The sequence below is a fragment of the Agromyces sp. SYSU T00194 genome (assembly GCF_040496035.1).
GTDB classification, from domain to species: domain Bacteria; phylum Actinomycetota; class Actinomycetes; order Actinomycetales; family Microbacteriaceae; genus Agromyces; species Agromyces chitinivorans.
Genome location: NZ_JBEPJZ010000001.1, coordinates 2,509,410 through 2,533,634 on the forward strand (window position 1 = coordinate 2,509,410; position 24,225 = coordinate 2,533,634).

Genomic DNA, 24,225 nt, shown 5'->3' on the forward strand with positions numbered 1-24,225 from the left:
GCGGGCCGGGGCTACGCTGGGTCGGTGGACTCCGTGCTGGCCTTCATCCTGGGTGTGGTGATCATCGCCCTCGGCCTCGCCGTGTCGATCGGCCTGCACGAGATCGGGCACCTGCTGCCCGCCAAGCTCTTCGGCGTCAAGGTCACCCAGTACATGATCGGCTTCGGCCCGACGGTCTGGTCGAAGCAGGCCGGTGAGACCGAGTACGGCGTGAAGGCGATCCCGCTCGGCGGCTACATCTCGATGATCGGCATGTTCCCGCCCGACCGGCATCGCCCGGACGGCGGGTCGACCGACATCGGGCCGCTGGCCGACACGGCGGATGCCCCCGAGACGACGTCCGCCGCCGACGCGCCCGCCACGGCGCGACGCATGCCCGTCGGGGCATCCGCCGCCCGCAACGGCAGCACGGGCTTCTTCCAGTCGCTCGCGCAGGACGCCCGCGCCGCGAGCGCGGAGACGATCGGGCCGGGCGAGGAGGAACGCGCGTTCTACCGGCTGCCGGTCTTCAAGCGCATCGTGATCATGCTCGGCGGCCCGTTCATGAACCTGCTGCTGGCGGTGCTGCTCTACGGCGTGCTGCTGATGGGCTTCGGCGTCGCACAGCCCAGCACCACCATCGGCTCGGTCTCCGAGTGCGTCCTGCCCGCGACCAGCGCGCAGCAGTCGTGCACGGCGGACGACGCGGCCGCGCCCGGTGCCGAGGCGGGCATCCGGCCCGGCGACCGGCTCGTCTCGCTGGACGGCGCGCCCGTCGAGAGCTGGGCGGCGTTCACCGAGGTCGTGCGCGCGAACGCGGGGCAGCCGCTCGCGCTCGTCGTGGAGCGCGACGGCGCCGAGGTCGCGCTCACCGTCACGCCGCGGCTCACCGAGCGCTACGTCTACGCCGACGACGGCACCGTGCAGGAGGACGCGGACGGGCAGGCGATCACCGAGGACGTCGGCTTCGTCGGCGTCGGCCCCGCCGCGGAGACGGTGCGCCAGCCGGTCACCGCCGTGCTGCCGGCCGTCGGCGACAACGTGCAGGCCGTCGCGGGGGTCATCATCAACCTGCCGCAGCGCATGGTCGACGTCGCCCAGGCCGCGTTCGGCAGCGAGGAGCGCGACCCGAACGGCCCGATCAGCGTCGTCGGCGTGGGCCGGGTGGCCGGCGAGATCGCGAGCATCGACGAGATCCCGCTGGCCAACAAGGCGGCGAGCCTCATCGGCATCCTCGCCTCGCTGAACGTGGCCCTGTTCGTCTTCAACCTCATCCCGCTGCTGCCGCTCGACGGCGGGCACGTCGCCGGCGCGCTCTGGGAGGCCGTGCGACGCGGGTTCGCGAAGCTGTTCCGCCGGCCCGACCCCGGACCGGTCGACATGGCGAAGTTCATGCCGGTGACCTTCGCGGTCGTGATCGTCCTGGGCGCCATGAGCGCGCTGCTCATCTACGCCGACATCGTCAAGCCGGTGTCGTTCTTCTGACGTGAGCGGCTCATCCCCGGGAAGCAGCCGGGCGGACTCCCCGGGGAGGACGCGCCCGGGCGGCGACGCGCGTACGCTGCATCCCGTGCCGCGACCGAACGACCGCTCCGCGCGCCGGCGCGCGCGCCTCTCGGTCGTCGCGCCCGCGGTCGTGAGCGCGCTCGTGCAGGTGCCCGCGGCGATCTGGATCGCGCTGCGCATCGCCGAGCGGCCCGTCGTCGGGCTGTCGACGGTGCTGCTCGCACTCGCCGGCCCGGCCGCCCTGCTCGCCGGCCGCCGCTGGCCGGGGCCGACGGTCGCCGTGGTGAGCGCGCTCGCGACGGCCGACCTCCTGCTGACCCCCGACGTCGGGCCCCCGTACGTCGCGCTCGCGTTCGCGATCGTCCTCGGCGTCGCCCGCGGTGCGACGGTGTGGGCGCTGGTGTCGGTCGTCGCCGGCTGGGTGACGTGCATCGCGCTCGCCGCCGACGCCGGGCTCGACTGGCATCCGTTCCAGGTCGCCCTGGTGACGGTCGGCCTCGCCCTGTGCTTCGCCATCGGCGGCACGGTGGGTGGGCGGCGCCAGCGCATGGCGCGGTTCCGTGCCGAGGCGGAGCGTCGTCGGCGCGCGGCGGAGCAGGCCGAGCGCGTGCGCATCGCCCGCGAGCTGCACGACGTGCTCGCGCACTCGCTCGCGCAGATCAACGTCGAGTCCGGCGTGGCCCTGCACCTGTTCGACCAGGACCCCGACCGGGCCAGGGACGCGCTGGCGAGCATCAAGTCGACCAGCCGCACCGCGCTCGAGGAGGTGCGCGAGGTGCTCGGCGTGCTCCGCGGCGACGGCGAGTCCGGGCCGCTCGCGCCGCAGGCCGACCTGTCGGCGCTGCCGGAGCTCGTCGAGGGGTTCGCACGGTCCGGCCTCGAGGTCGAGTTGCACGACCGGCTGGCCGTGCCGCCCGCCGCGGCCGTGCAGCTCGCCGCGTACCGCATCGTGCAGGAGGCGCTGACCAACGCCGTCCGGCACGCGGGGGCGAGCTCCGCGTTCGTGTCGCTCGCGCACGCGGGCGACGTGCTCGACCTCGTCGTCGACGACGACGGGCCGGGGTTCGAGGACGCCGAGCCCGGCGGCGGCATGCTCGGCATGCGCGAGCGCGCCGAGTTGCTCGGCGGCACCATCGAGTTCGGCGTCTCGCCGTTCGGCGGCGCGCGGGTGCGGGCACGGCTGCCATGGGCGGCGGCCCCGTGATCCGGGCGGTCGTCGCCGACGACCAGCACCTGGTGCGCGCGGGCTTCCGGGCCCTGCTCGACGCCGAGGCCGACATCGAGGTGGTCGGCGAGGCGGGCACGGGGGAGGAGACCGTCGCGGCCGTGCGCGCGAGTCGGCCCGACGTCGTGCTGATGGACATCCGCATGCCCGGCGGCGACGGGCTCGCGGCGACGGAGGCGATCGTCGCGGATCCGGGTCTCGCCGGCACGCGGATCGTGGTCGTCTCCACGTTCGAGCTCGACGAGTACGTGGCCCGCGCGATCCGCGCCGGGGCCAGCGGGTTCCTCGTCAAGGACACCGAGCCCGCCGACCTCGTGCGGGCGGTGCGGGTCGTCGCAGCGGGCGACGCCCTGCTCTCGCCGGGGGTGACGCGCCGCCTGCTCGAGCGCGTGTCGGGCGGGCTCCGCGAGGCACCCGCATCCGACGCCCTCGACGCCCTGACCGCGCGCGAGACCGAGGTGCTGCGCCTGGTGGGCCTCGGCCTCACCAACGACGAGATCGCCGCGCGCCTCGTGCTGAGTCCGCTCACGGCGAAGACGCACGTCTCGCGCATCATGACGAAGCTCGCGGCGCGCGACCGGGTGCAACTGGTCGTCCTCGCCTACGAGACCGGCCTGGTCGCGCCCGGCTGGCAGTAGGCGGCGGGTCCGGAGGCGCCCGGGCGTACTCCGCGAGGCGCAGCCCGGAAGCATCCGCCCAGCGGATTCGGTGCGGGGCGCGTGCGGCGACGCTGGTGGGACCGGGCGCATCCGCCCGGCCCGACGAGAGGAATGCCCATGCTCACCGCACTGACCGCCACCGAGGTCGTCGCACACGCCGGACCCTGGGTCGGCGGCTTCGCCTGGCTCTTCGTCCTGGTGCCGTTGTTCTGGATCCTGGTGTTCGTGCTGCTGTTCACGTTCGCCGGGCGTCGCTGGCGGCGCGCGGCGGCCGAGGGGTACGGGCCGCGCGGTCCGTGGGCGCGCGGCGGCGCGGAGCAGACGCTCTCCGAGCGCTTCGCGAACGGCGACATCGACGAGGTCGAGTACCGCGCGCGCCTCGAGGTGCTCCGCGCCAACCGCCCCACTCCCTGAGGTCGGAGGGTCGCTTTTCAGGAGCGGCGGCGACGGCGTGGCGGAATCCCGCGCCGTCAGGCCCCGGGCGCTCCGGAACGGTGCAGCCTCCGGCGCACGGCGCGGCGGGGACGGGGCACGGAGCCCGGGCGTGGTCAGCGCGAGAGCAGCAGCGCGTCGCCCTGGCCGCCGCCGCCGCAGAGCGCGACGGCCGCGCGACCGGAGCCGCGTCGGGCCAGCGCGAGCGCCGCGTGCAGGGCGAGGCGGGCCCCCGATGCGCCGATCGGATGCCCCAGCGAGATCGCCCCGCCGTCGGGATTGACGATCGCCGCATCGACGCCGAGGTCGCGCGCCGACTGCAGCGAGACCGCCGCGAACGCCTCGTTGATCTCGATGTGGTCGAGGTCGCCGGCCTCCCAGCCGCGACGGGCGAGCGCCGCCTCGATGGCGTGCGAGGGCTGCGAGTGCAGCGAGTTGTCGGGGCCGGCGACGTGCCCGGAGGACTCGACGACGGCGAGCCAGGGCAGCCCGCGCTCCTCGGCCCAGGCGCGCGAGGCGACGATGAGCGCCGATGCGCCGTCGCTGAGCGGCGACGAGTTGCCGGCGGTGATGGTGCCGCCATCGGCGAACGCGGGGCGCAGCCGCCCGAGCACCTCGACGGTCGAGTCGCCGCGCACGCCCTCGTCGGTGGTCACGGTCACGGGGTCGCCCTTGCGCTGGGGCACGTCGACCGGCACGATCTCGTCGTCGAAGACCCCGGCGGCCTGCGCTGCGGCGGCGCGCTGGTGCGAGGCGGCGGCGATCTCGTCCTGCTCCGCCCGGCCGAGGCCGAGCCGGGTGTTCACGCGCTCGGTGGACGCGCCCATGGAGTCGCCGTCGAACGCGTCGGTGAGGCCGTCGTAGGCGGCGTGGTCGAGCATGGTGACGCTGCCGTAGGCCCAGCCGCGGCGCGAGCCGGGCAGCAGGTGCGGTGCGTTGGTCATCGACTCCTGGCCGCCGGCGACGACGACGGATGCCTCGCCGAGGCGGATCATGCGGGCCGCGTCGACGACCGCGGCGAGGCCCGACAGGCACACCTTGTTGAGCGTCATCGCGGGCACGCGCCAGGGGATTCCGGCGGCGTTCGCGGTCTGCTTGGCGGGGTTCTGGCCGGCGCCCGCCTGCAGCACCTGGCCCATGAGGACGGCGTCGACGTCGTCGGGGGAGACGCCGGTGCGCTCGAGGGTGGCGCGGACGGCCGCGGTGCCGAGCTCGACGGCCGACAGGCGTGCGAATGCGCCGTTCACGCGGCCCTGGGGGGTACGGGCGCCGCCGATGATGACGACGTCGTTGGGGGTGCTGCTCATCGCGGTCGTGACTCCTTCGTCGGGGGTGTGGAGAGCGGGTTGCGGACCGGCTCGCTGCCGCCTAGTGTACATTTCTGAAACCTGAACCACCTGTCAGGTTTCAACCGACACTGCAGTCACACCTTCCTTGAGAGGCATACCAATGCGGGTTACGAAGAAGTACCTTGCCGCCGGCGTTCTCGCCGCGTCGGCGTTCGCCCTGGTCGGCTGTGCGCCGACCGCCGCCGACGGCGGAGACGACACGACCGGCGAGGAGCTCGCCCCGGTCAGCATCGGCATGATCACGTCCCAGACGGGACCGCTCGCCGCCTACGGCGAGGCGTACACGGCCGGCTTCGAGGCAGGCCTCGACTACGCGACCGACGGCACCGGAACCGTCGACGGCCGAGAGCTCGACATCACCTGGTCGGACGACCAGGGCAACCCCGACACGGCCGTCTCCCAGGCCAAGGACCTCATCGGCCAGGGCACCACGATCCTCGCGGGCACCGTCTCGTCGGGCATCGCCGGCGCGCTCGCCGAGCAGGCCTCGCAGAACCAGGTGCTCTACATCTCGGGCCCGGCGGCCGCCGACGCCATCACCGGCATCAACGAGTACACGTTCCGCTCGGGCCGCCAGACCTACCAGGACGTCGCGACCGCCGGTACCTTCATCGGCGACGCGGCGGGCAAGAGCGTCGTCGTGTTCGCGCAGGACACCGCGTTCGGCCAGGGCAACCTCGCCGGCGTGGAGGCGGTGCTGGGCGGCCAGGGCGCCGACGTCGAGGGCGTGCTCGTCGCCGAGGACGCGACCGAGTTCACCCCGTTCGCGCAGCAGCTCGTCGACGCCGACCCCGACCTGATCTTCGTCGCATGGGCGGGCGCGAGCTCGGGCGCCATGTGGACCGCGCTGCAGCAGCAGGGCGTCTTCGACGTGGCCCCGGTCGTCACCGGCCTCGGCGATGTCGCGACCTACGGCGCCTACGGCGACGCGTCGGGCGACATCAGCTTCCTGAACCACTACTTCGCGGGTGCCAGCGGCAGCGAGGCGGAGGCCGCGATGCTCGAGTACCTCGAGGCCGAGGGGCTCGTCGGCGACCTGTTCTCGCCCGACGGCTTCCTCGCCGCGCAGATGATCGTCGAGGCGGTCCGCGCCGGTGACGACGTCGACGACATGATCGCCGCCCTCGAGGGCGCGAGCTTCGACTCCGTCAAGGGCGAGGTCACCGTGCGCGCCGAGGACCACGCGGTCATCCAGCCGATGTACCAGGTGCGCCTGGTCGACGACGGCGGGTCGTGGGTCCCCGAGCTGATCGAGTCCGTCGACGCCGAGACCGTCGCGCCTCCGGTCGCCGGCTAGTCACGCAACATGAGCGAACACGCGATGCTGTCCCTGAACGGGGTCGGCCTGACCATCGGCGGTGCCCGCATCCTGCACGAGGTGACGCTCGACGTCACCCACGGCGAGATGCTCGGCGTCATCGGCCCGAACGGTGCCGGCAAGACCACGCTCTTCAACGTGGTCTCCGGCCTGCTCGCGCCGACCGCCGGAACGGTCGAGCTCGACGGACAGGACGTCACGAAGGAACCCATCCACCGCCGCGCAGCACTCGGGCTCGGCCGGACGTTCCAGACGTCCAGCGTGTTCGGAGCACTCAGCGTGCTCGAGAACGTGCGCCTGGCGGCGCAGGCCCGCGAGGGCCGGGCCGCGTCGGTGTTCCGCGTACCGCGGGACTCCGACGCGGCCACCCGCCGGGCGCGCGAGGCCCTCGAGGAGGTCGACCTGGGCCACCGCGCCGATGCCGAGGCCTCCGGCCTCGCGCACGGCGAGAAGCGCAAGCTCGAGATCGCGATGCTCATCGCGACCGAGCCGAAGCTGATCCTCCTCGACGAACCCATGGCCGGAGTCGGCTCGGGCGACGTGCCCGCGCTGTCCGAGGTCATCCGCCGGCTCCACAAGGGCGGGCGCACGGTGCTCATGGTCGAGCACCACATGGAGGTCGTGCTCGGCCTCGTCGACCGGGTCGCGGTCATGCACCACGGCGAGCTGCTCGCCTGCGACACCCCCGAGGCCGTCATGGCCGACCCCACCGTCCAGTCCGCCTACCTGGGAGAGACCGTATGAGCGAGCCGATCCTGGCCGTCTCGGGCCTCAACGCCCGCATCGCGGGCCAGCAGGTGGTCGAGGACGTCGGCTTCACCGTGCCGTCCACCGGCGTCACCGCCCTCCTCGGGCGCAACGGCGTCGGCAAGACGAGCACGATCAAGGCCATCCTCGGCCTGATCGACCGCACAGGCGACGTGCGCCTCGCGGGCGACCGCGTCGACCGCATGCCCACGCACCGCATCGTGCAGCGCGGCGTCGGCTACGTGCCCGAGGACCGCGAGGTCTTCGCGGGCCTCACCGTCGCGGAGAACCTCCGCCTCGCCGAGCGCGACGCCGAGCCCCGGCGCGAGCTCGTCGAGCGGCTGTTCCCCGACCTCGTGCAGCGCAAGGCGCAGCGCGCCGGCACGCTCTCGGGCGGCCAGCAGCAGATGGTCTCGCTCGCCCGGGCGCTGCTCAACGACAACCGCGTGCTGCTCGTCGACGAGCCCACCAAGGGACTCGCCCCGAAGATCGTCGGCGAGGTGGCCGAGGCGCTCGAGGCCGTCGCCGACAGCGTGCCGATCCTGCTCGTCGAGCAGAACCTGCACGTGGTGCGCCAGCTCGCGACCGACGTCGTCGTGCTGAGCGGCGGACGGGTCGTGCACACGGGCCCCGCCGCCGAGTTCCTCGACGACGACGACCTGGTGCACCGCCTGCTGGGCGTGCACGGCGACCACGCCGAAGCGGATGCCGCTGCGGACGCGCCCGCGCCCGAGGCATCCGACACCGTCACCACCAACACCGAGACCGAGGAGGGTCGCGCATGAGCACCGTCATCCTGCTGCTCATCACGGGGCTCGGCCTCGGAGCGCTCTACTTCCTGGTCGCATCCGGCCTCTCGCTGATCTACGGCCTCATGCACGTGCTGAACTTCGCGCACGGCGTGTTCCTCACGATCGGCGCGTTCCTCGGCTGGGAGGTCGGCCGGCGCGTCTCCGACGGCAGCTGGGGCGGCCTGCTGCTCTCGATGCTCGTCGGTGCGGTGGTCGGCGCGATCGTCGCCGCGCTCACCGAGTACCTGCTGATCCGCAGGCTCTACGAGCGGCACATCGAGCAGGTGCTCGTCACGGTGGGTCTCGCCCTCGCGGGCGTCGCCCTCATGGAGGGCATCTGGGGCACCGACCCGATCTACACGGCGAAGCCCGCGTGGCTCACCGAGACCACCGAGGTGCTCGGCGCACGCATCCCGAACGACCGCTTCCTGCTCATCGGCATCGCGGTGCTCGTGCTGCTCGGCATCGTGCTCTTCCTGCGCGGCACCCGGTACGGCCTCATCATCCGCGCCGGCGTCGAGAACCGGCACATGGTCACCGCGCTCGGCATCGACGTGCGGCGCAGCTTCACGCTCGTGTTCGCGATCGGCGGCGCGGCCGCCGGCCTCGGCGGCGTGCTCGCGTCGGTCTACTACGGGTACGTGTCGGCGCACCTGGGCAGCTCGCTGCTCATCTTCGCCTTCATCGTGACCGTCATCGGCGGGCTCGGCTCCCTCGCGGGAGCGGCGATCGCGTCGGTGCTCGTGGCGGTGCTCCAGCAGTTCGCCAACTTCTACCTCGGCGGCACGGGCGACCTCGCGGTCGTGCTCGCGCTCGCAGCGGTACTGCTCATCCGCCCGAGCGGACTCATGGGGAAGGCAGCAGCATGACCACCACGAACCGTCGCCGCATCGCCTGGATCGGCGGCTCCGCCGCGATCATCGTGCTCGCGGCCATCCTGCCGCTGCTCGCCATCGAGATCCCCGGGGTCTTCCCCGGGCCCACCTACACGCCGGGCACGCTCCAGCTGCTCGCGTACGCCATGCTCATCGCGGCGCTCGCGCTCAGCTACCGGCTGCTGTTCGGCCTGGCCGGCATGCTCTCGTTCGGCCACGCGCTGTTCTTCGCCGCCGGCGCCTACGGGCTGGGCGTCGTGCTCGAGTGGTTCGCCCCGTCGGAGCTGCCGAGCGAGGTGGTGTTCGTCGGCGCGATCCTCATCACGCTGGTGTTCGGCATCGTGCTCTCGCTCACCGTCGGCTCGCTCGCGCTGCGCGTGGGCGGCATCTCGTTCGCCATGGTCACGCTCGCGTTCGCGCAGGCCGGGTCGGTGCTCATCCGCCGCAACCCGGGCGGCGCCACCGGTGGCGAGGAGGGCCTCGCGCTCGACATCACGCACGTGCCCGAGGGCTTCATCGGCGTGATGAACACGCGCAACCTGTACTGGTTCGCGCTCGGCGTGCTGGTCTTCGTGTACCTCGTCGTGCTCTGGGTCGAGCGCTCCCGCGCCGGCCACGTCGCGGCAGCGGGCCGCGAGAACGAGCTGCGCGTGCGCGTGCTCGGCGTGCGCCCGTACCCGGTGAAGCTGCTGGTGTTCACGGTCGCCGGCGCGCTCGCCGCGGTCGCGGGCATGGGCTACCTGCTGCTCCAGTCGGGCGCGGCGCCCCGCGTCGCCACCGCCGACTTCACGCTGACGCTGCTCGTCATCGTGGTGCTGGGCGGCGTGGGCTACCGCTGGGGCGCGATCATCGGCGGGCTGATCTACACGCTGCTCGACCAGCGCCTCACCGTGCTGGCCGGCTCGGAGGCCATCGACGCGCTGCCCGCCGTGCTGCGGGTGCCGCTGTCGGAGCCGCTGTTCATCCTCGGTACGCTCTTCATACTCGTCGTCATGTTCCTGCCGGGCGGCATCGCGGGCATCCCGCAGCGACTCCGCACGCACCGACGCTCGACGATGCTCGAGTCGAAGGAGACCGTGGATGCCTGACGCAGGGCTGCACACGCTGGGGCGCTGGACCCGGGATCGCGCGATCGCGACGCCCGACCGCGTGGCCGTCGACGACCGGGGCGTGGCGATCACGTACCGGCAGCTCGACGAGCGCGCGGCCGGACTCGCCGAGCGGCTGCTCGACGCCGGCTACGGCGTGGGCGACCGCATCGCGACGGTCACGGGCAACAGCGCCGACCAGGTCGTGCTGTTCTTCGCCTGCGCGAAGGCGGGGCTCGTGCTGGTGCCGTTGTCGTGGCGGCTCACGCCGCGCGAGCTCGCCGAGCAGCTCGAGGCGTCCGACCCGGCGCTGCTCGTGGTCGAGGAGGAGTTCGCCACGCTGGCCCGTGCGGCGCGCGACCGCCTCCCGGCCCGCATCGCCGACGCCGCGCCCGGCGCCCACGGCATCGAGGCCGACCTGCCCGCGCCGAGCGGGGAGCGGCGCGAGGCGCCCGAACGCCGCCCCGTCGCCGACGACGACGCCCTCCTGATCATCTTCACCTCGGGCACGACGGGCAACGCGAAGGGCGCGGTGCTCACGCACGCGAACTGCTTCTGGACGAACCTCGCGCTGTCGCGCATCGCCGAGATCACGACGCACGACACGGTGCTCGCGGTCATGCCGCAGTTCCACGTCGGCGGCTGGAACATCCAGCCGCTGCTGGCCTGGTGGGTGGGCGCGACCGTGGTGCTCGAGCGCACCTTCGACCCGGGGCGGGTGCTGCGCCTCATCGCCGAGCGCCGCATCACGACCATGATGGGCGTGCCGGCGAACTACCTGTTCCTGGCACAGCATCCGGGCTTCGCCGAGGCCGACCTGTCGAGCCTCTCGCACGCGATCGTCGGCGGAGCGCCGATGCCGCCCGCGCTGCTGCGCACCTGGCACGCGCGCGGCGTCGCGCTCTCGCAGGGGTACGGGCTCACCGAGGCCGCCCCGAACGTGCTCTGCCTGCCCGATGAGGACGCCCGCACCCACCTCGGCTCGGCCGGCAAGCCGTACCCGCACGTCGAGGTCGCGATCGCCGACCCGGTGACGGGGGAGCAGCTCGAGGGGGATGCCTCGGGCGAGCTGCTGGTGCGCGGACCGGCCGTGTTCGGCGGCTACTTCCGGGCCCCCGAGGAGACGGCGTTCGCCCTGCGCGGCGGGTGGCTGCACACCGGCGACCTCGTGCATCGCGACGACGAGGGCTACTTCACGATCGTCGACCGCATCAAGGACGTGTTCATCTCCGGCGGCGAGCAGGTCGCGCCGGCCGAGGTCGAGGACGCACTGCGCTCGCACCCCGCGGTCGAGGACGTCGCGGTCGTGGGCGTGCCCGATTCGCGCTGGGGCGAGACGGGCCAGGCCTGGGTGGTCATGCGCCGGGGCGCGGTGACGGATGCCACGGAGCTCGTCGCCCACGCGCGCGGCGTGCTCGCGGGCTTCAAGGTGCCCCGCGACATCCGCTTCATCGACGAGATCCCGCGCTCGATGAGCGGCAAGGTGCTGCGGCACGTGCTCGCCGAGCGCGCCCGCGCGGAACGCGAGACGGCGCGATGAGCGCGCAGCCGCGCACCGCACGCGGTGCCGAGACCCGCCGCCGCATCCTGCAGGCCGCGGAGGACGTCTTCGCCGAGCTCGGCTACACGGAGGCATCCGTCTCCCGCATCACCGACCGTGCGGGGGTCGGCCAGGGCACGTTCTACCTGTACTTCGACTCCAAGCTCGACCTGTTCAACGAACTGGTGGAGGACCTGAACCGACGCGTGCGGCACGCGATGGCCGAGGGCGCCGCGAGCGCCCCCGACCGCATCTCGGCCGAGCGCGAGGGCTTCGCCGCGTTCTTCCGCTTCACCGCGGAGCACCCGGCCCTGTACCGCGTGGTGCGCGAGGCCGAGCTCGTCTCGCCCGACGCGCTGCGCCTGCACTACACGCGCATCGTCGAGGGCTACATCGAGGGGCTCGACCAGGCGCACGGCGCCGGCGAGATCGGCGACATCGACACCACCGTCGCCGCGTGGGCCCTCATGGGCATCGGCGAGATGATCGGCATGCGCTGGGTGCTCTGGGGCAGCAACGGCGGCGGTCCCGGCGGCGATGCCGACCCGACCGCCTCCGGCACCTCGGCCGTGCCCGAGCACGTGCTCGACGAGATGATGCGCTTCATCGGAGGCGCGCTGGGCCGCCCAGTGGCCGCACACCAGGAGCAGGGCCGCCCGGCGGCCGCACCGCAGAAGGAGGAATCGTGACCGACCTGACCGGACGACGCGCGCTCGTCACCGGCGGCGCCAGCGGCATCGGCGCCGCGTGCGCCCGCGCCTTCGCCGACCGCGGCGCCTCCGTGACCGTCGCCGACCTGAACGGCGACGCCGCGACCGCACTCGCTGACGAGATCGGCGGCACCGCGTGGCAGGTCGACCTGTCCGACACCGCGGCGCTCGCCGAGACGGTGCTCGACATCGACATCCTCGTGAACAACGCGGGCATCCAGCACGTGGCTCCGATCCAGGAGTTCCCGCCGGAGAAGTTCGCGCTCATCCTGCGGCTCATGCTCGAGGCGCCCTACCTGCTGGTGCGCGCCGCCCTGCCCGGCATGTACGAGCGCGGGTTCGGCCGCATCATCAACCTCTCGAGCGTGCACGGCCTCCGGGCATCCGCCTTCAAGTCGGCCTACGTCTCGGCCAAGCACGGCCTCGAGGGCTTCTCGAAGGTGACCGCGCTCGAGGGCGGCCCGCACGGCGTCACGAGCAATTGCGTCGACCCGGCCTACGTGCGCACGCCGCTCGTCGAGAAGCAGATCGCCGACCAGGCGCGCGTGCACGGCATCCCCGAGGAGGAGGTCGTGCCGAAGATCATGCTCACCGAGTCGGCCGTGAAGCGCCTCGTCGAGCCCGAGGAGGTCGCGTCGCTGGTGTGCTGGCTCGCCGGCCCCGACTCGGGCATGGTCACGGGCGCGAGCTACACCATGGACGGCGGATGGAGCGCGCGATGAGCGCCCCCGAGCTGCGCACCGCGCCCGTCGCGGGCGGCGAGCTGACCTACGGCGAGTGGCGGTCGGATGCCACGGGCACGCCGGTGCTCGCGATCCACGGCATCACCTCGAGCCACCTCGCCTGGCCGTTCGTGGCCGACCTGCTCGATGGCGTGCGCGTGGTCGCGCCCGACCTGCGCGGACGCGCGGGCAGCAACGGCCTGCCCGGTCCGTTCGGGCTGCGCGTGCACGCCGACGACATGGCCGCGGTGCTCGACGCCGCAGGCATCGAGCGCGCGGTGGTCGTGGGCCACTCGATGGGCGCGTTCGTCGCCGTGCGGTTCGCCGAGCTGCACCCCGAGCGCGTGGCGTCGCTCGTGCTCGTCGACGGCGGCCTGCCGATCCCGCCGCCCGCGGGCATGACGCCCGAGGAGGCCGCGGCGGCGACGCTCGGACCCGCGCTGGAGCGGCTGTCGATGACCTTCGAGTCGGTCGAGGCGTACCGCGACTTCTGGCGGAGGCACCCGGGCATCGGGCCGTACTGGTGCGACGAGATCGAGACCTACGTCGACTACGACCTGGTGGGCGAGGCCCCCGAGCTGCGCGCGTCGGCGAACCCCGAGGCGATCGCCGAGAACGCGCTGCAGCTCGACGGCACCGACGACTACGCGGCGGCACTGATGGCCCTCACCGTGCCGATCACGTTCGTGCGCGCCCCGCGCGGCCTGTTCGACCAGCCCGACGCGCTCTACGCGCCCGAGACGGTCGACGCCTGGCGCGGCCAGCTGCACGACGCGACCTTCCTCGAGGCCGACGACGTCAACCACTACACGATCATCATGGGCGAGCACGGTGCCCGACAGGTCGCACCGGTCATCGCCGACCGGCTCGACCAGGCGCGAACGAAGGAGAACGCATGACACTCGACAAGGTGGTCGGTTCCGCGGCGGAGGCCGTGGCCGACATCCCCTCTGGCGCGAGCCTCGCCGTGGGCGGGTTCGGGCTCTGCGGCATCCCGATGGTGCTGATCGACGCGCTGCTCGAGCGGCGCGTCGGCGAGCTGTCGGTGGTGTCGAACAACTGCGGCGTCGATGACTGGGGCCTCGGCGTGCTGCTGGCCGAAGGGCTCATCCGCAAGATGACCTCGTCGTACGTGGGGGAGAACAAGGAGTTCGCCCGCCAGTACCTGTCCGGCGAGCTCGAACTGGAGCTCACCCCGCAGGGCACGCTCGCCGAGAAGCTGCGCGCGGGCGGCAGCGGCATCGCCGCGTTCTACACCCAGACCGGGGTCGGCACGCAGGTCTCCGAGGGCGGCCTGCCGCAGCGGTACGCGGCGGACGGGTCGATCGCGATCGCGAGCGAGGCGAAGCCGAAGCAGGTCTTCGAGTACCGCGGGGCAGACCGCGAGTTCGTGCTCGAGACCGCGATCACGACCGACTTCGCGCTCGTGCACGCGCTGCGCGGCGACCGGCACGGCAACCTCGTCTTCGACAAGTCGGCGCGCAACTTCTCGCCGCTGGCCGCGATGGCGGGTGCCGTCTGCGTCGCCGAGGTCGAGGAGCTCGTCGAGCCGGGCGAGCTCGACCCCGATGCCGTGCACCTGCCCGGCATCTACGTCGACCGCCTCGTGGTGGTCGGCACCGACGTCGAGAAGCGCATCGAGAAGCGCACCGTGCGCCCGACCGACCAGACCGCAGAGGAGCACTGACATGGCACTCACCCGCCTGGAGATGGCCGCCCGCGCGGCGAGGGAACTGCCCGACGGCGCCTACGTGAACCTCGGCATCGGCCTGCCGACGCTCGTGCCGAACTACGTGCCCGAGGGCGTCACGGTCGTGCTCCAGTCGGAGAACGGCATCCTCGGCGTGGGCCCGTACCCCACCGAGGACCAGGTCGACCCCGACCTCATCAACGCCGGCAAGGAGACCGTGACGGTGCTGCCCGGCTCGGCGTACTTCGACTCGGCGATGAGCTTCGGCATGATCCGCGGCGGCAAGATCGACGCCGCCATCCTCGGCGCCATGCAGGTCTCCGCGACGGGCGACCTGGCCAACTGGATGATCCCCGGCAAGATGGTCAAGGGCCCCGGCGGCGCGATGGACCTCGTGCACGGCGCCAAGCAGGTCATCGTGCTCATGGAGCACGTCGCCAAGGACGGCTCGGCGAAGATCGTGGACGAGTGCTCGCTGCCGCTCACCGGCATCGGCGTGGTCGACCGCATCATCACCGACCTCGCCGTGATCGACGTCACCCCCGACGGGCTCGTGCTCGTCGAGGTGGCGCCCGGCGTCACGGTCGACGAGGTCGTCGCCGCGACCGAGCCGCCGCTGAAGGTCGCCATTCCCGCCTGATCCGCCGCACGACGACCCCGACGTCGACGCACCACCGATCCACCGTTCCGTTTCGTTCCACCGCACCACTCGACGAGGAGTCAACCGTGACCGACACCCTGCTGCACGGCATCACCGCCCACGACGTCACCACCCCGCGCCTGACCGCACGCGTCCTGGAACGGCCGTCGCCCGATGCGGCGCGCACGGTGCTGTTCGTGCACGGCAACGTCTCGTCGTCGCTGTTCTGGCAGCCGACCATGCTGGCGCTGCCCGACGACGTGCGGGCGCTCGCGGTCGACCTGCGCGGCTTCGGCGAGTCGGAGACGCTGCCCGTCGACGCCACGCGCGGCCTCGGCGACTACGCCGACGACGTGGCATCCGTCATCGAGGCCCTGGGGCTCGCCGACGTGCACCTGGTGGGCTGGAGCATGGGAGGCGGCGTCGTCATGCAGTTCCTGCTCGAGCACCCGGCCGTCTCCGTGGCATCCGTCACCCTGGTCGACCCCGTGTCGCCCTACGGCTTCGGTGCGACGGATGCCTCCGGCGCGCTCGTGACCCCCGATGCGGCCGGTGCCGGTGGCGGCGGGGCCAACCCGGAGTTCGTGCAGCGGCTCGCCGACGGCGACCGGTCGTCGGATGCGGCGACCTCGCCGCTCTCGGTGTACCTGGGCACGTACGTCAAGCCGGGATTCACGAGCGAGTACGACGCGATCTGGGTCGAGTCGATGCTCACCACCAAGACCGGCGTGGGCAACTACCCGGGTGACGCGACCACGTCGGAGAACTGGCCCGGATTCGCGCCGGGCACGAGCGGCGTGCTGAACACCATGGCGCCGACCGTGTTCGACGCCTCCGGCATCGCCGACCTGGCGACCAAGCCGCCGATCCTCTGGATCCACGGCGCCGACGACGTGATCGTCTCGGATACCTCCTTGTTCGACCTGAACAACCTCGGTGCGCTCGGTGTCATCCCCGGCTGGCCGGGGGCGGATGCCGCGCCGCCGCAGCCCATGGTCTCGCAGACGCGCGCCGTGCTCGGCCGCTACGTCGACAACGGCGGCACGGCCCGCGAGGTCGAGGTGCCCGACTGCGGCCACTCACCGCACCTCGAGCACCCCGACGTGTTCCTCGGCGCGCTGCTCGACCAGCTCGGCGGCTGACGCCTCGGCGGGCGCCGATCCGCGTTCACGGATGCGGACCGCCGCCCCGACACGCCGCCGGCGCGCGCGCCTGCACGGCGTTTCGCCGACGATCTCCGCATCCGGGTGCGCGGAGGTTGTGGACATCCGGGTTCGGCGCGTGCCGCCGGGACATGATGAAGCGTGCGCCGATCCTCACCACGCGGCATCGTCGCCGCGACCCTGATCATCGCCGTGCTGCTGCTCGGAACGGGGTGCACGGCCGAACCCGGTGAGACGGGCGCCCCGTCGTCCGGTGCCGGGCAGGGCGCGTCCGGTCCGGCCGACGCGGGCGCCGAGGACCCGAGCGACTCGTCGGCATCCGGTGACGAGGGCGGCGGCTCCGATGACGGCGACGATGCCACGGACGCTGCGGCGGCAGGCGTGATGATCGTGCTGCGTGCCGATCGTCTCGAGTTCCGCGTGCCCGGGAACGGCGTCTCGACGGTGGCGTTCGCGGCGGCGGTCGACGGGGCTGCGGCCGGCATCCGCGGCTTCCTGATGCAGCAGGGCGTGGACGTCGAGGCGATCGAGCGGGCCGACGGCGGGTCGTATTCCTGGGGCGGCATGACGATCGCGCCAGCGGACGCCGGTGCGGACGCGCCGACGTGGGGTGCAGCGTTCTCGAGCGACTTGGTCGGTGACATCCGCCTGGTCGGTCCCGAGCGGATCTCGGTCGGCGATCCCGTGGACGCCGATCGCCACGCGACCGCGTACGACTGCGACGGGCAGGTGCGGCTCGACGAGGGCTCGGCGGTCGAGGACTGGGAGCTGCGGGCCGAGACGGACGAGCACGGGATCGTGACCGTGCTCCGCGCGCCGGTCGTCGCGGGCACGTGCGGATAGCCCCCGACGCGCGCGGATGCCCACGCGCCGCCCCGGGGCATCCGACCCGCACGTAGACTGGCAGACGTGCCTGCAGTGAATCTCGGAATGCCGAAGGTCCCCGAAACCCTCGCCCCGCGACGCAAGTCGCGCCAGATCAAGGTCGGCAAGGTGCTCGTCGGCGGAGACGCGCCGGTGAGCGTGCAGTCGATGACGACCACGCCGACGCCGAACATCAACGCGACGCTCCAGCAGATCGCCGAGCTCACCGCGTCGGGCTGCGAGATCGTGCGCGTGGCCGTGCCGAGCCGCGACGACGCCGAGGCACTGCCGATCATCGCGAAGAAGAGCCAGATCCCGGTCATCGCCGACATCCACTTCCAGCCGAACTACGTGTTCGCCGCGATCGACGCGGGCTGCGCCGCGGTGCGCGTGAACCCGGGCAACATCCGCAAGTTCGACGACCGCGTCGGCGAGATCGCCAAGCGCGCCAAGGAGGCCGGCGTCTCGCTGCGCATCGGCGTGAACGCGGGCTCGCTCGACCCGCGCCTGCTGCAGAAGTACGGCAAGGCGACGCCCGAGGCGCTCGTCGAGTCGGCCGTCTGGGAGGCGAGCCTCTTCGAGGAGCACGACTTCCACGACTTCAAGATCTCGGTCAAGCACAACGACCCCATCGTCATGGTGAAGGCGTACCGCATGCTCGCCGAGCGCGGCGACTGGCCGCTGCACCTCGGCGTCACCGAGGCCGGCCCCGCCTTCCAGGGCACGATCAAGTCGGCGACCGCGTTCGGCATCCTGCTCGCCGAGGGCATCGGCGACACCATCCGCGTCTCCCTGTCGGCGCCGCCGGCGGAGGAGGTCAAGGTCGGCCTGCAGATCCTGCAGTCGCTGAACCTGCGCGAGCGCAAGCTCGAGATCGTCTCCTGCCCGTCGTGCGGGCGCGCCCAGGTCGACGTCTACAAGCTGGCCGACGACGTCACCGCGGGCCTCGAGGGCATGAGCGTGCCGCTGCGCGTCGCGGTCATGGGCTGCGTCGTGAACGGACCCGGCGAGGCGCGCGAGGCCGACCTCGGCGTGGCATCCGGCAATGGCAAGGGCCAGATCTTCGTCAAGGGCGAGGTCATCAAGACCGTGCCCGAGGCCGAGATCGTGGAGACGCTCATCGCCGAGGCGAACCGCATCGCCGACGAGATGGGGGCGGATGCCCCGGTCGGCAGCCCGCAGGTCGTCACGAGCTGACCGGCCCGCGGCAGGCTCAGTGCAGCGAGCCGCCCGCGAGCGCGAGGTCGGCCGGGGTGTCGAGCGCGACGCGGCACGCGATCGCGAGCGCCTCTGCGATGGTCACCGCCGGCAGCGACGGCGCGCCGTCGGGCGCGCTCTCTGACGCGTACGGCACGTGGATGAAACCCGCGCGCATGCCGGGGCGCCGGGCGGCGAGCTCGGTGCCCGCGTAGAACACCGCGTTGCACACGTACGTGCCGGCGGTGGTGGACAGCGACGAGCGGATGCCGCGGGCGGACAGCTCGGCGACGATGGCCTTCACCGGCAGGCCCGTGAAGCGCGCGTCCGGCCCGCCTGCCACGACCGGCGCGTCCAGCGGCCGGTCGCCGTCGTTGTCGGGGATGCGGGCGTCGGCCAGGTTCACCGCGATGCGCTCGGGCGTGATGCCGTCGCGTCCGCCGGCGAGCCCCGCCGCGATGACGACGTCGGGGGAGTGCGCGTCGACGAGGCGCTCGAGCTCGGCGGCCGCGGCGGCGAACGAGACCGGCAGCACGGCCGTGACGAGTCGTTCGGGAGCGTCCCAGCTCGCGGCGACGGCGCGCACCGCGTCGCCCGAGGGGTTGACGGCGTCGCCGCCGAAGGGCTCGAAGCCGGTGAGGAGCACGGTGGTCACGGCATCCCAGCCTAGGCGCGGCGGGTTCCGGGAATCACGAGATCGCCCCACGCGGGTAACACGGGGGTAACGGTCCGCTTCTAGGTTCGAGCCAGAGGGGCGGTCGCCCCCGGGGAGGGGAGTGCCATGTCGAACCGGTCCACCAGCGCGAAGGCGAGGCCCGAGAAGCATCCGGTCGACCAGGTGCCGGCGCTCGCGCGGCTCTTCCCGCTCGGGCTGCAGCACGTGCTGGCGATGTACGCGGGCGCGGTCGCCGTGCCGCTCATCGTCGGCGGCGCGCTCGACTACGCGCCCGAGGACCTCGCGTTCCTGATCAGCGCGGACCTGTTCGTCGCGGGCATCGCCACGCTCATCCAGACCATCGGGTTCTGGCGGTTCGGCGTGCGGCTGCCGATGATCCAGGGCGTCACGTTCGCCGCCGTCGGTCCGATGATCTCGATCGGCCTCACCTACGACATCACGGCCGTCTTCGGCGCGACCATCGCGTGCGGGCTGTTCATGGTGCTGCTCGCCCCGGTGTTCTCGAGCCTGCTGCGCTTCTTCCCGCCGATCGTCACCGGCACGGTCATCCTCATCATCGGCCTGTCGCTCATGCGCGTCGCGGCGGGCTGGATCACGCACAACCAGGAGTCGGCCCGTCCGATCGACGTGGCGTTCGCGTTCGGCACGCTCGCGCTGATCGTGCTCATCGAGCGGTTCGCACCGCCCGCCCTCGCGCGCGTCTCGGTGCTGCTCGGCCTCGTGGTCGGCACGCTGGTCGCGATCCCGTTCGGGCTGGTCGACTGGACCGGGGTGGGGGATGCCGCGTGGTTCGCGTTCATCACCCCGTTCCACTTCGGGCTCCCGACCTTCCCGCCCGCGGCGATCATCTCCATGCTCATCGTCGGCCTCGTCATCATGACCGAGACCACGGGCGACATGATCGCGATCGGCGAGATCGTCGATCGGCCGGTGCAGAAGCGCCAGCTCGCCGACGGCCTCCGCGCCGACGGGCTCTCGACCCTGCTCGGCGGCATCTTCAACACCTTCCCGTACACGGCGTTCGCGCAGAACGTGGGGCTCGTCAGCCTCACCCGGGTGAAGTCGCGGTACGTGGTGACGGTCGCGGGCGGCATCCTCGTGCTGCTCGGACTGATCCCGAAGGTCGGGGCGATCGTCGAGGGCGTGCCCACCGCCGTGCTCGGCGGCGCGGGCATCGCGCTGTTCGGCATGGTCGCTGCATCGGGCGTGCGGTCGCTGTCGAAGGTGAGCTTCAACAACTCGAACGTGCTCGTCGTGGCGATCTCGGTCGGCGTGGCGCTGCTGCCGACCGTGGCGCCCGGCATCTACGACGAGTTCCCCGACTGGTTCCAGCTCATCTTCGACTCGGGCATCTCGGCGGGCGCGATCTGCGCCATCCTGCTGAACCTGCTGCTGAACGGCGAGCAGATGCGCGCGGCACGCGCCGACGAGCCCGCGCTGAGCGCCCACGACGCGGTGCGGGGGCCCGCGGCGGCGGTGCTCACGCATCCGGATGCCACGGGCACCGGCCTCATCGCGACGGTGCGCCTGCCCCGGGGCGACGCGGAGCGCGTCACCGAGACGGTCGTCGAGCCCATCGACGCGGAGGACGCGGAACCCGAGCCGGAGCCCGAACGGTAGGCGGACGCACCCGGGCGGGCGCGACCGGCTAGCGGGTGACCTTCCCGGTGAGCTGCGCCAGCCCGCGCAGGTACATCGGCCGGGCGAGCACCCACCCGGCGACCATCACGACCACGGAGCCCGCGAAGACGGCCGCGCCGATCCAGTTCACCTCGTCGGACCCGGCGTACATGTGGTTGAGGTTGCGCAGGGCGCCGGTCGCCAGCACCAGGCCGACGTGCGCCACGACGAACGCGACGAAGAAGAGCATCGTCGGGAAGTGGATGGCGCGCGCCAGCTCGATCGGGTACGCGCGGTTCAGCCGCGGGGCGTCGACCGGCCACGCAGGCGACATCCGCAGGCCGGTGACGAGCGCGAGCGGCGCCGCGACGAACACGATCGCGAAGTACGCGAGCAGCTGCAGGCTGTTGTAGACCACCCAGCCGTCCTCGGTGGGCCAGTCGAGCGAGAGGTACTGCAGCAGCACCGACAGCGCGTTCGGCACGACCTCCCACGAGGTCGGCACGATGCGCGCCCAGTGCCCGGTCGCGAACAACAGCACGACGAACACGATGCCGTTCAGCACCCACAGCGCGTCGAGGGTGAGGTGCAGCCACAGGTCGAAGCTGATCCGCTTCGGGGCGCGCGTGGTGCGGAACCGGCCGGTGTTGTCACGGGTCCAGTGGGCCTCGGGCCGGGTGACGGTGCGCACACGCCACCCCGTGCGCACGATCAGCAGCACGAAGAACGCGTTCAGGAAGTGCTGCCAGGACAGCCACGCGGGGAACCCCTCGGGCGTTCCGGGCGGGGGCGGCACGCTGCCCGGGTACGCGGCGATGAAGTCCTCCACGCCGGCGAGCGTGCGCAGCCAGCGCGCCAGCAGGACCACCGCGACCACCGCCACGATCGCCGCCGGCACGGCCCAGCCCAGCACCTTCCGACGACTGGCCGCCGGGGTGCGCGTGGCCGTGCTCATCGTCGGGCCTCGACCGCGTCGATGAGCTTCGGCACGACCTGGAACAGGTCGCCGACCACGCCGAGGTCGGCGATCTCGAAGATCGGGGCGTCGGGGTCGCGGTCGATCGCGACGATCGTCTTCGACGTGCGCATCCCCGCGAGGTGCTGGATGGCTCCGGAGATGCCGAGCGCGAGGTAGAGGTCGGGCGCGACCGTGGTGCCGGTCTGCCCGACCTGGAGCTCCTGCGGCGCGTAGCCGGAGTCGACGGCGGCACGGGAGGCGCCGACGGCGGCGCCGAGCGCGTCCGCGAGCTGCCCGACCAGCGCGAACTGCTCGCGGGAGCCGAGCGCCCGGCCGCCGGAGACGACCCGCGCGGCGCCGCGCAGGTCGGGACGGCTGGTCGAGCCGCCGAGCTCGGCCGCGTCGAGTGCGCGCACGCCGGCGGGGGCGTCGAGCGCGACCTGCTCCACCTCGATCGCGTCGGCAGGTCCGACCGGCGCCGTCGCGCCCACGCGCACCGTCGCCACGATCGGACCGCCGTCGGCGCCGGACGTCACGATCCAGCTGCCGCCGAACACGGAGTGGGTGACCCGGACGCCCGCCTCGGCACGCTCCACCGCGATCGCGTCTGCCGCGACCGGGGAGTCGGTGCGCGCGGCGAGCCGGCCCGCGACCTCGCGTCCCTCGACGGTGTGCCCGGCGATCACCGCGACGGGCTCGACGAGCGCGACCGCGGCGACGAGCAGGTCGACCTGGGGCGTGGCGAGCACGATGCCCGCGTCGTCGATCTCGGCGATCACCGCGCGCGGTGCGCCCGCCGCGCGGAGCCGATCGGCGACGGCGTCGGCCCGGCCGGGCGGCACGACCGCCACGGCGACGGGATCGCCGAGCGTCGAGGCGGCTCCGACGAGCGGGTCGATCGTGTTCCGCACGGCGCCGTCCGCGGCGACCTCGGCGAGTACCAGCACGCTGTCCATGTCCACGTCTCCTCTAGATCAGGTTGCGTTCGGCGAGGAAGTCGGCGATCGCCTCGGCGGCGGAGCCGTCGTCGACGATGCGGGCACCGGCGGAGCGCTCGGGCGCCTGCGCGACGCCCACGACGACCGAGGCCGCGGTGGCCGGGGCGAGTCCGAGGTCGGCGAGCCCGAGCCGGTCGATCGGCTTCTTCTTGGCCTGCCGGATGCCGCGGAACGATCCGATCCGGGCCTCCGGGAACCGTTCGGTGACCGAGACGATCGCCGGGAGCGGCACCTCGACCCGCATCGACTGGAACTCGGTCGCGCGGTCGGCGCGGAGGAGGCCGTCGGCGACCTCGAGCGAAGCCGCGGCGCTCACGAGGGGGATGCCGGCGCGTTCGGCGAGCATGGCCGGGAGCATGCCGCCCCGGCCGTCGGTCGACTCGACGCCGGTCAGCACGAGGTCGTAGGGCTCGCGTGCGAGCGCCGCGGCGAGCACGCGTCCGGTCTGCAGCAGGTCGGAACCCGCGAGCGCGTCGTCGACGACGTGCACGGCGCGGTCGGCGCCGAGTGCGAGTCCCGAGCGCAGTGCCGGCTCGACCGTCTCCGGCCCCATGGCCAGGAGCACGATCTCGGCATCGCCGAGGGCCTCGCGCAGCTGCAGTGCCGCCTCGAGCGCACGGTCGTCGATCTCGTCGGGCACCGCGTCGGACGCGGCGCGATCCGCGCGCCCCGTCGTGGGGTCCATGCGTCGTTCACCCCAGGTGTCGGGCACCTGCTTCCGCAACACGGCGATCCTCATCGATCCTCCTCGCACGTCGTCGGCATCGGATGCATCGATCATACAGTACTGCTGAGCACACGCAAGTACTGTTCTGCGTATCGTTCAGGCGCGGGTGCGGAGCCCGTCGAGGAGGAGGTCCGCCAGCGCGTCGAACGAGTCGGGCTCGGTCATGCCCGTGTTCCGCCGCACCTCGCGCTGCTGGATGCGCACGATCGCCGACGTGGCGAGGTCCGCGGCGAAGGCCGCGCGCACCGGTCGGATCGCGCCGGCGGCCACGCCCGCCTCGATCAGCTCGCGGATGCGGCGCGCGGCGCCGGCGGCGTTGACCTCGTAGACCTCGCGGGTGGGACCGAATCCGACGACGTCCTCCATGAACGTCTCGGATGCGTCGCGCACGGCGTCCGAGACGCCCGTCAGGTACGCCCCGAGGCGGTCGACCGGGTCCTCGTGGTCGGCCACGCGCGTCTCGATCATGTCGGCCGCGCGGCGGAAGTAGTCCAGCACCACCTGGCGCAGGAGCTCCTCGCGCGTCGGGGCGAGCGCGTAGATCGTCGACTTCGAGCAGCGCAACTCCGATGCGGTCTCGTCGACCGTGAGCGCGAGGAACCCGCGTCGGAGGTACAGCTCGCCGAGGCGGCGGTAGAGATCGTCCTGTCGGCTGGTGCGCCGGGCCGACGTCGGCGTCGGAACGGCGAAGCGGGTGGGGTCGGCGGGTACGCTCATAGGCCCATTCTGGCCGGACGCCGGCACCGACGGC

The 24,225-nt window shown here is 72.8% G+C and carries 25 protein-coding genes; 19 read left to right on the top strand and 6 right to left on the bottom strand.

Translation table 11 applies throughout. From position 1 onward, the window contains the following. Positions 1–33: 33 nt before the first annotated feature. From ABZK10_RS11790 to ABZK10_RS11805, 4 genes are all read left to right on the top strand, one after another. Entirely contained in the window at positions 34–1,464 is a 1,431-nt protein-coding gene (locus ABZK10_RS11790; protein ID WP_353809662.1) for a M50 family metallopeptidase, read from the top strand. A gap of 85 nt (positions 1,465–1,549) precedes the next feature. Then, positions 1,550–2,689, top strand: a complete 1,140-nt coding sequence (locus ABZK10_RS11795) for a sensor histidine kinase (RefSeq protein WP_353809392.1) — start codon at positions 1,550–1,552, stop codon at positions 2,687–2,689. Then, on the top strand, positions 2,686–3,348 hold the full coding sequence (locus ABZK10_RS11800) for a response regulator transcription factor (RefSeq protein ID WP_353809663.1): 663 nt from the start codon (positions 2,686–2,688) through the stop codon (positions 3,346–3,348). Before ABZK10_RS11795 ends, ABZK10_RS11800 begins: the two co-directional genes overlap by 4 nt. Before the next feature lie 138 nt (positions 3,349–3,486). After that, on the top strand, positions 3,487–3,783 hold the full coding sequence (locus ABZK10_RS11805; protein ID WP_353809393.1) for an SHOCT domain-containing protein: 297 nt from the start codon (positions 3,487–3,489) through the stop codon (positions 3,781–3,783). 134 nt (positions 3,784–3,917) lie between these two features. Here the strand turns inward: ABZK10_RS11805 and ABZK10_RS11810 are convergent, their stop codons facing one another. Continuing rightward, positions 3,918–5,108: an acetyl-CoA C-acetyltransferase gene (locus ABZK10_RS11810; RefSeq protein WP_353809394.1), complete on the bottom strand. Its 1,191-nt coding sequence runs from the start codon at positions 5,106–5,108 to the stop codon at positions 3,918–3,920. A gap of 142 nt (positions 5,109–5,250) precedes the next feature. On the opposite strand from ABZK10_RS11810, the gene ABZK10_RS11815 reads away from it, so the two are divergent. The 14 genes from ABZK10_RS11815 to ispG all read left to right on the top strand — a co-directional run bounded on the left by ABZK10_RS11815 (position 5,251) and on the right by ispG (position 18,495). Beyond that, on the top strand, positions 5,251–6,447 hold the full coding sequence (locus tag ABZK10_RS11815; RefSeq protein WP_353809395.1) for a substrate-binding domain-containing protein: 1,197 nt from the start codon (positions 5,251–5,253) through the stop codon (positions 6,445–6,447). Between the two features lie 9 nt (positions 6,448–6,456). Continuing rightward, a complete protein-coding gene (locus ABZK10_RS11820; protein ID WP_281881952.1) occupies positions 6,457–7,212 on the top strand; it encodes an ABC transporter ATP-binding protein in 756 nt (251 codons plus the stop codon). Next, positions 7,209–8,000 (top strand): ABC transporter ATP-binding protein, encoded by a 792-nt coding sequence (locus tag ABZK10_RS11825; protein WP_353809396.1) that lies wholly within the window; start codon positions 7,209–7,211, stop codon positions 7,998–8,000. Before ABZK10_RS11820 ends, ABZK10_RS11825 begins: the two co-directional genes overlap by 4 nt. Continuing rightward, positions 7,997–8,875, top strand: coding sequence for a branched-chain amino acid ABC transporter permease (locus tag ABZK10_RS11830; protein ID WP_353809397.1), 879 nt, complete (start codon positions 7,997–7,999; stop codon positions 8,873–8,875). The genes ABZK10_RS11825 and ABZK10_RS11830 overlap by 4 nt, the downstream gene beginning before the upstream one ends. After that, the gene (locus ABZK10_RS11835) at positions 8,872–9,969 is read left to right on the top strand and encodes a branched-chain amino acid ABC transporter permease (RefSeq protein WP_353809398.1); all 1,098 of its coding nucleotides are present in this window, start codon (positions 8,872–8,874) and stop codon (positions 9,967–9,969) included. Before ABZK10_RS11830 ends, ABZK10_RS11835 begins: the two co-directional genes overlap by 4 nt. Next, positions 9,962–11,509: a class I adenylate-forming enzyme family protein gene (locus tag ABZK10_RS11840; RefSeq protein ID WP_353809399.1), complete on the top strand. Its 1,548-nt coding sequence runs from the start codon at positions 9,962–9,964 to the stop codon at positions 11,507–11,509. Before ABZK10_RS11835 ends, ABZK10_RS11840 begins: the two co-directional genes overlap by 8 nt. After that, positions 11,506–12,198: a TetR/AcrR family transcriptional regulator gene (locus ABZK10_RS11845; RefSeq protein WP_353809400.1), complete on the top strand. Its 693-nt coding sequence runs from the start codon at positions 11,506–11,508 to the stop codon at positions 12,196–12,198. The genes ABZK10_RS11840 and ABZK10_RS11845 overlap by 4 nt, the downstream gene beginning before the upstream one ends. Then, complete coding sequence (locus ABZK10_RS11850) at positions 12,195–12,941, top strand: 3-hydroxybutyrate dehydrogenase (RefSeq protein WP_436408516.1); 747 nt, start codon at positions 12,195–12,197, stop codon at positions 12,939–12,941. Before ABZK10_RS11845 ends, ABZK10_RS11850 begins: the two co-directional genes overlap by 4 nt. After that, positions 12,938–13,840, top strand: a complete 903-nt coding sequence (locus tag ABZK10_RS11855) for an alpha/beta fold hydrolase (RefSeq protein ID WP_353809401.1) — start codon at positions 12,938–12,940, stop codon at positions 13,838–13,840. The genes ABZK10_RS11850 and ABZK10_RS11855 overlap by 4 nt, the downstream gene beginning before the upstream one ends. Further along, complete coding sequence (locus ABZK10_RS11860; protein ID WP_353809402.1) at positions 13,837–14,628, top strand: CoA transferase subunit A; 792 nt, start codon at positions 13,837–13,839, stop codon at positions 14,626–14,628. The genes ABZK10_RS11855 and ABZK10_RS11860 overlap by 4 nt, the downstream gene beginning before the upstream one ends. A gap of 1 nt (position 14,629) precedes the next feature. After that, a complete protein-coding gene (locus ABZK10_RS11865) occupies positions 14,630–15,271 on the top strand; it encodes a CoA transferase subunit B (protein ID WP_353809403.1) in 642 nt (213 codons plus the stop codon). An 86-nt stretch (positions 15,272–15,357) separates the two neighbouring features. Continuing rightward, a complete protein-coding gene (locus ABZK10_RS11870; RefSeq protein WP_353809404.1) occupies positions 15,358–16,413 on the top strand; it encodes an alpha/beta fold hydrolase in 1,056 nt (351 codons plus the stop codon). Positions 16,414–16,575: 162 nt separating this feature from the next. After that, entirely contained in the window at positions 16,576–17,277 is a 702-nt protein-coding gene (locus ABZK10_RS11875) for a hypothetical protein (protein ID WP_353809405.1), read from the top strand. Between the two features lie 87 nt (positions 17,278–17,364). Next, positions 17,365–18,495 carry a flavodoxin-dependent (E)-4-hydroxy-3-methylbut-2-enyl-diphosphate synthase gene (ispG, locus tag ABZK10_RS11880; RefSeq protein ID WP_353809665.1) on the top strand — a complete coding sequence of 377 codons (1,131 nt, stop codon included), beginning with the start codon at positions 17,365–17,367 and terminating at the stop codon, positions 18,493–18,495. 16 nt (positions 18,496–18,511) lie between these two features. On the opposite strand, the gene pcp is transcribed toward ispG, so the two are convergent. Further along, positions 18,512–19,150 (bottom strand): pyroglutamyl-peptidase I, encoded by a 639-nt coding sequence (gene pcp, locus ABZK10_RS11885; RefSeq protein WP_353809406.1) that lies wholly within the window; start codon positions 19,148–19,150, stop codon positions 18,512–18,514. 126 nt (positions 19,151–19,276) lie between these two features. On the opposite strand from pcp, the gene ABZK10_RS11890 reads away from it, so the two are divergent. Next, a complete protein-coding gene (locus ABZK10_RS11890) occupies positions 19,277–20,791 on the top strand; it encodes a nucleobase:cation symporter-2 family protein (protein WP_353809407.1) in 1,515 nt (504 codons plus the stop codon). A gap of 28 nt (positions 20,792–20,819) precedes the next feature. Here the strand turns inward: ABZK10_RS11890 and ABZK10_RS11895 are convergent, their stop codons facing one another. The 4 genes from ABZK10_RS11895 to ABZK10_RS11910 all read right to left on the bottom strand — a co-directional run bounded on the left by ABZK10_RS11895 (position 20,820) and on the right by ABZK10_RS11910 (position 24,191). Continuing rightward, entirely contained in the window at positions 20,820–21,746 is a 927-nt protein-coding gene (locus ABZK10_RS11895) for a cytochrome b/b6 domain-containing protein (protein WP_353809408.1), read from the bottom strand. After that, a complete protein-coding gene (locus ABZK10_RS11900) occupies positions 21,743–22,705 on the bottom strand; it encodes an electron transfer flavoprotein subunit alpha/FixB family protein (protein ID WP_353809410.1) in 963 nt (320 codons plus the stop codon). Before ABZK10_RS11900 ends, ABZK10_RS11895 begins: the two co-directional genes overlap by 4 nt. 13 nt (positions 22,706–22,718) lie before the next feature. Further along, positions 22,719–23,486 (bottom strand): electron transfer flavoprotein subunit beta/FixA family protein, encoded by a 768-nt coding sequence (locus tag ABZK10_RS11905; protein WP_353809411.1) that lies wholly within the window; start codon positions 23,484–23,486, stop codon positions 22,719–22,721. Positions 23,487–23,570: 84 nt separating this feature from the next. After that, positions 23,571–24,191: a TetR/AcrR family transcriptional regulator gene (locus tag ABZK10_RS11910; protein WP_353809412.1), complete on the bottom strand. Its 621-nt coding sequence runs from the start codon at positions 24,189–24,191 to the stop codon at positions 23,571–23,573. Positions 24,192–24,225 lie beyond the last annotated feature (34 nt).

Coding starts and splice junctions, on each gene's coding strand:
- ABZK10_RS11805 (WP_353809393.1), top strand. CDS start 3,487: ATGCTCACCGCACTGACCGCCACCGAGGTCGTCGCACACGCCGGACCC.
- ABZK10_RS11810 (WP_353809394.1), bottom strand. CDS start 5,108: ATGAGCAGCACCCCCAACGACGTCGTCATCATCGGCGGCGCCCGTACC.
- ABZK10_RS11815 (WP_353809395.1), top strand. CDS start 5,251: ATGCGGGTTACGAAGAAGTACCTTGCCGCCGGCGTTCTCGCCGCGTCG.
- ABZK10_RS11820 (WP_281881952.1), top strand. CDS start 6,457: ATGAGCGAACACGCGATGCTGTCCCTGAACGGGGTCGGCCTGACCATC.
- ABZK10_RS11825 (WP_353809396.1), top strand. CDS start 7,209: ATGAGCGAGCCGATCCTGGCCGTCTCGGGCCTCAACGCCCGCATCGCG.
- ABZK10_RS11830 (WP_353809397.1), top strand. CDS start 7,997: ATGAGCACCGTCATCCTGCTGCTCATCACGGGGCTCGGCCTCGGAGCG.
- ABZK10_RS11835 (WP_353809398.1), top strand. CDS start 8,872: ATGACCACCACGAACCGTCGCCGCATCGCCTGGATCGGCGGCTCCGCC.
- ABZK10_RS11840 (WP_353809399.1), top strand. CDS start 9,962: ATGCCTGACGCAGGGCTGCACACGCTGGGGCGCTGGACCCGGGATCGC.
- ABZK10_RS11845 (WP_353809400.1), top strand. CDS start 11,506: ATGAGCGCGCAGCCGCGCACCGCACGCGGTGCCGAGACCCGCCGCCGC.
- ABZK10_RS11855 (WP_353809401.1), top strand. CDS start 12,938: ATGAGCGCCCCCGAGCTGCGCACCGCGCCCGTCGCGGGCGGCGAGCTG.
- ABZK10_RS11860 (WP_353809402.1), top strand. CDS start 13,837: ATGACACTCGACAAGGTGGTCGGTTCCGCGGCGGAGGCCGTGGCCGAC.
- ABZK10_RS11865 (WP_353809403.1), top strand. CDS start 14,630: ATGGCACTCACCCGCCTGGAGATGGCCGCCCGCGCGGCGAGGGAACTG.
- ispG (WP_353809665.1), top strand. CDS start 17,365: ATGCCGAAGGTCCCCGAAACCCTCGCCCCGCGACGCAAGTCGCGCCAG.
- ABZK10_RS11890 (WP_353809407.1), top strand. CDS start 19,277: ATGTCGAACCGGTCCACCAGCGCGAAGGCGAGGCCCGAGAAGCATCCG.
- ABZK10_RS11895 (WP_353809408.1), bottom strand. CDS start 21,746: ATGAGCACGGCCACGCGCACCCCGGCGGCCAGTCGTCGGAAGGTGCTG.
- ABZK10_RS11900 (WP_353809410.1), bottom strand. CDS start 22,705: ATGGACAGCGTGCTGGTACTCGCCGAGGTCGCCGCGGACGGCGCCGTG.
- ABZK10_RS11905 (WP_353809411.1), bottom strand. CDS start 23,486: ATGAGGATCGCCGTGTTGCGGAAGCAGGTGCCCGACACCTGGGGTGAA.
- ABZK10_RS11910 (WP_353809412.1), bottom strand. CDS start 24,191: ATGAGCGTACCCGCCGACCCCACCCGCTTCGCCGTTCCGACGCCGACG.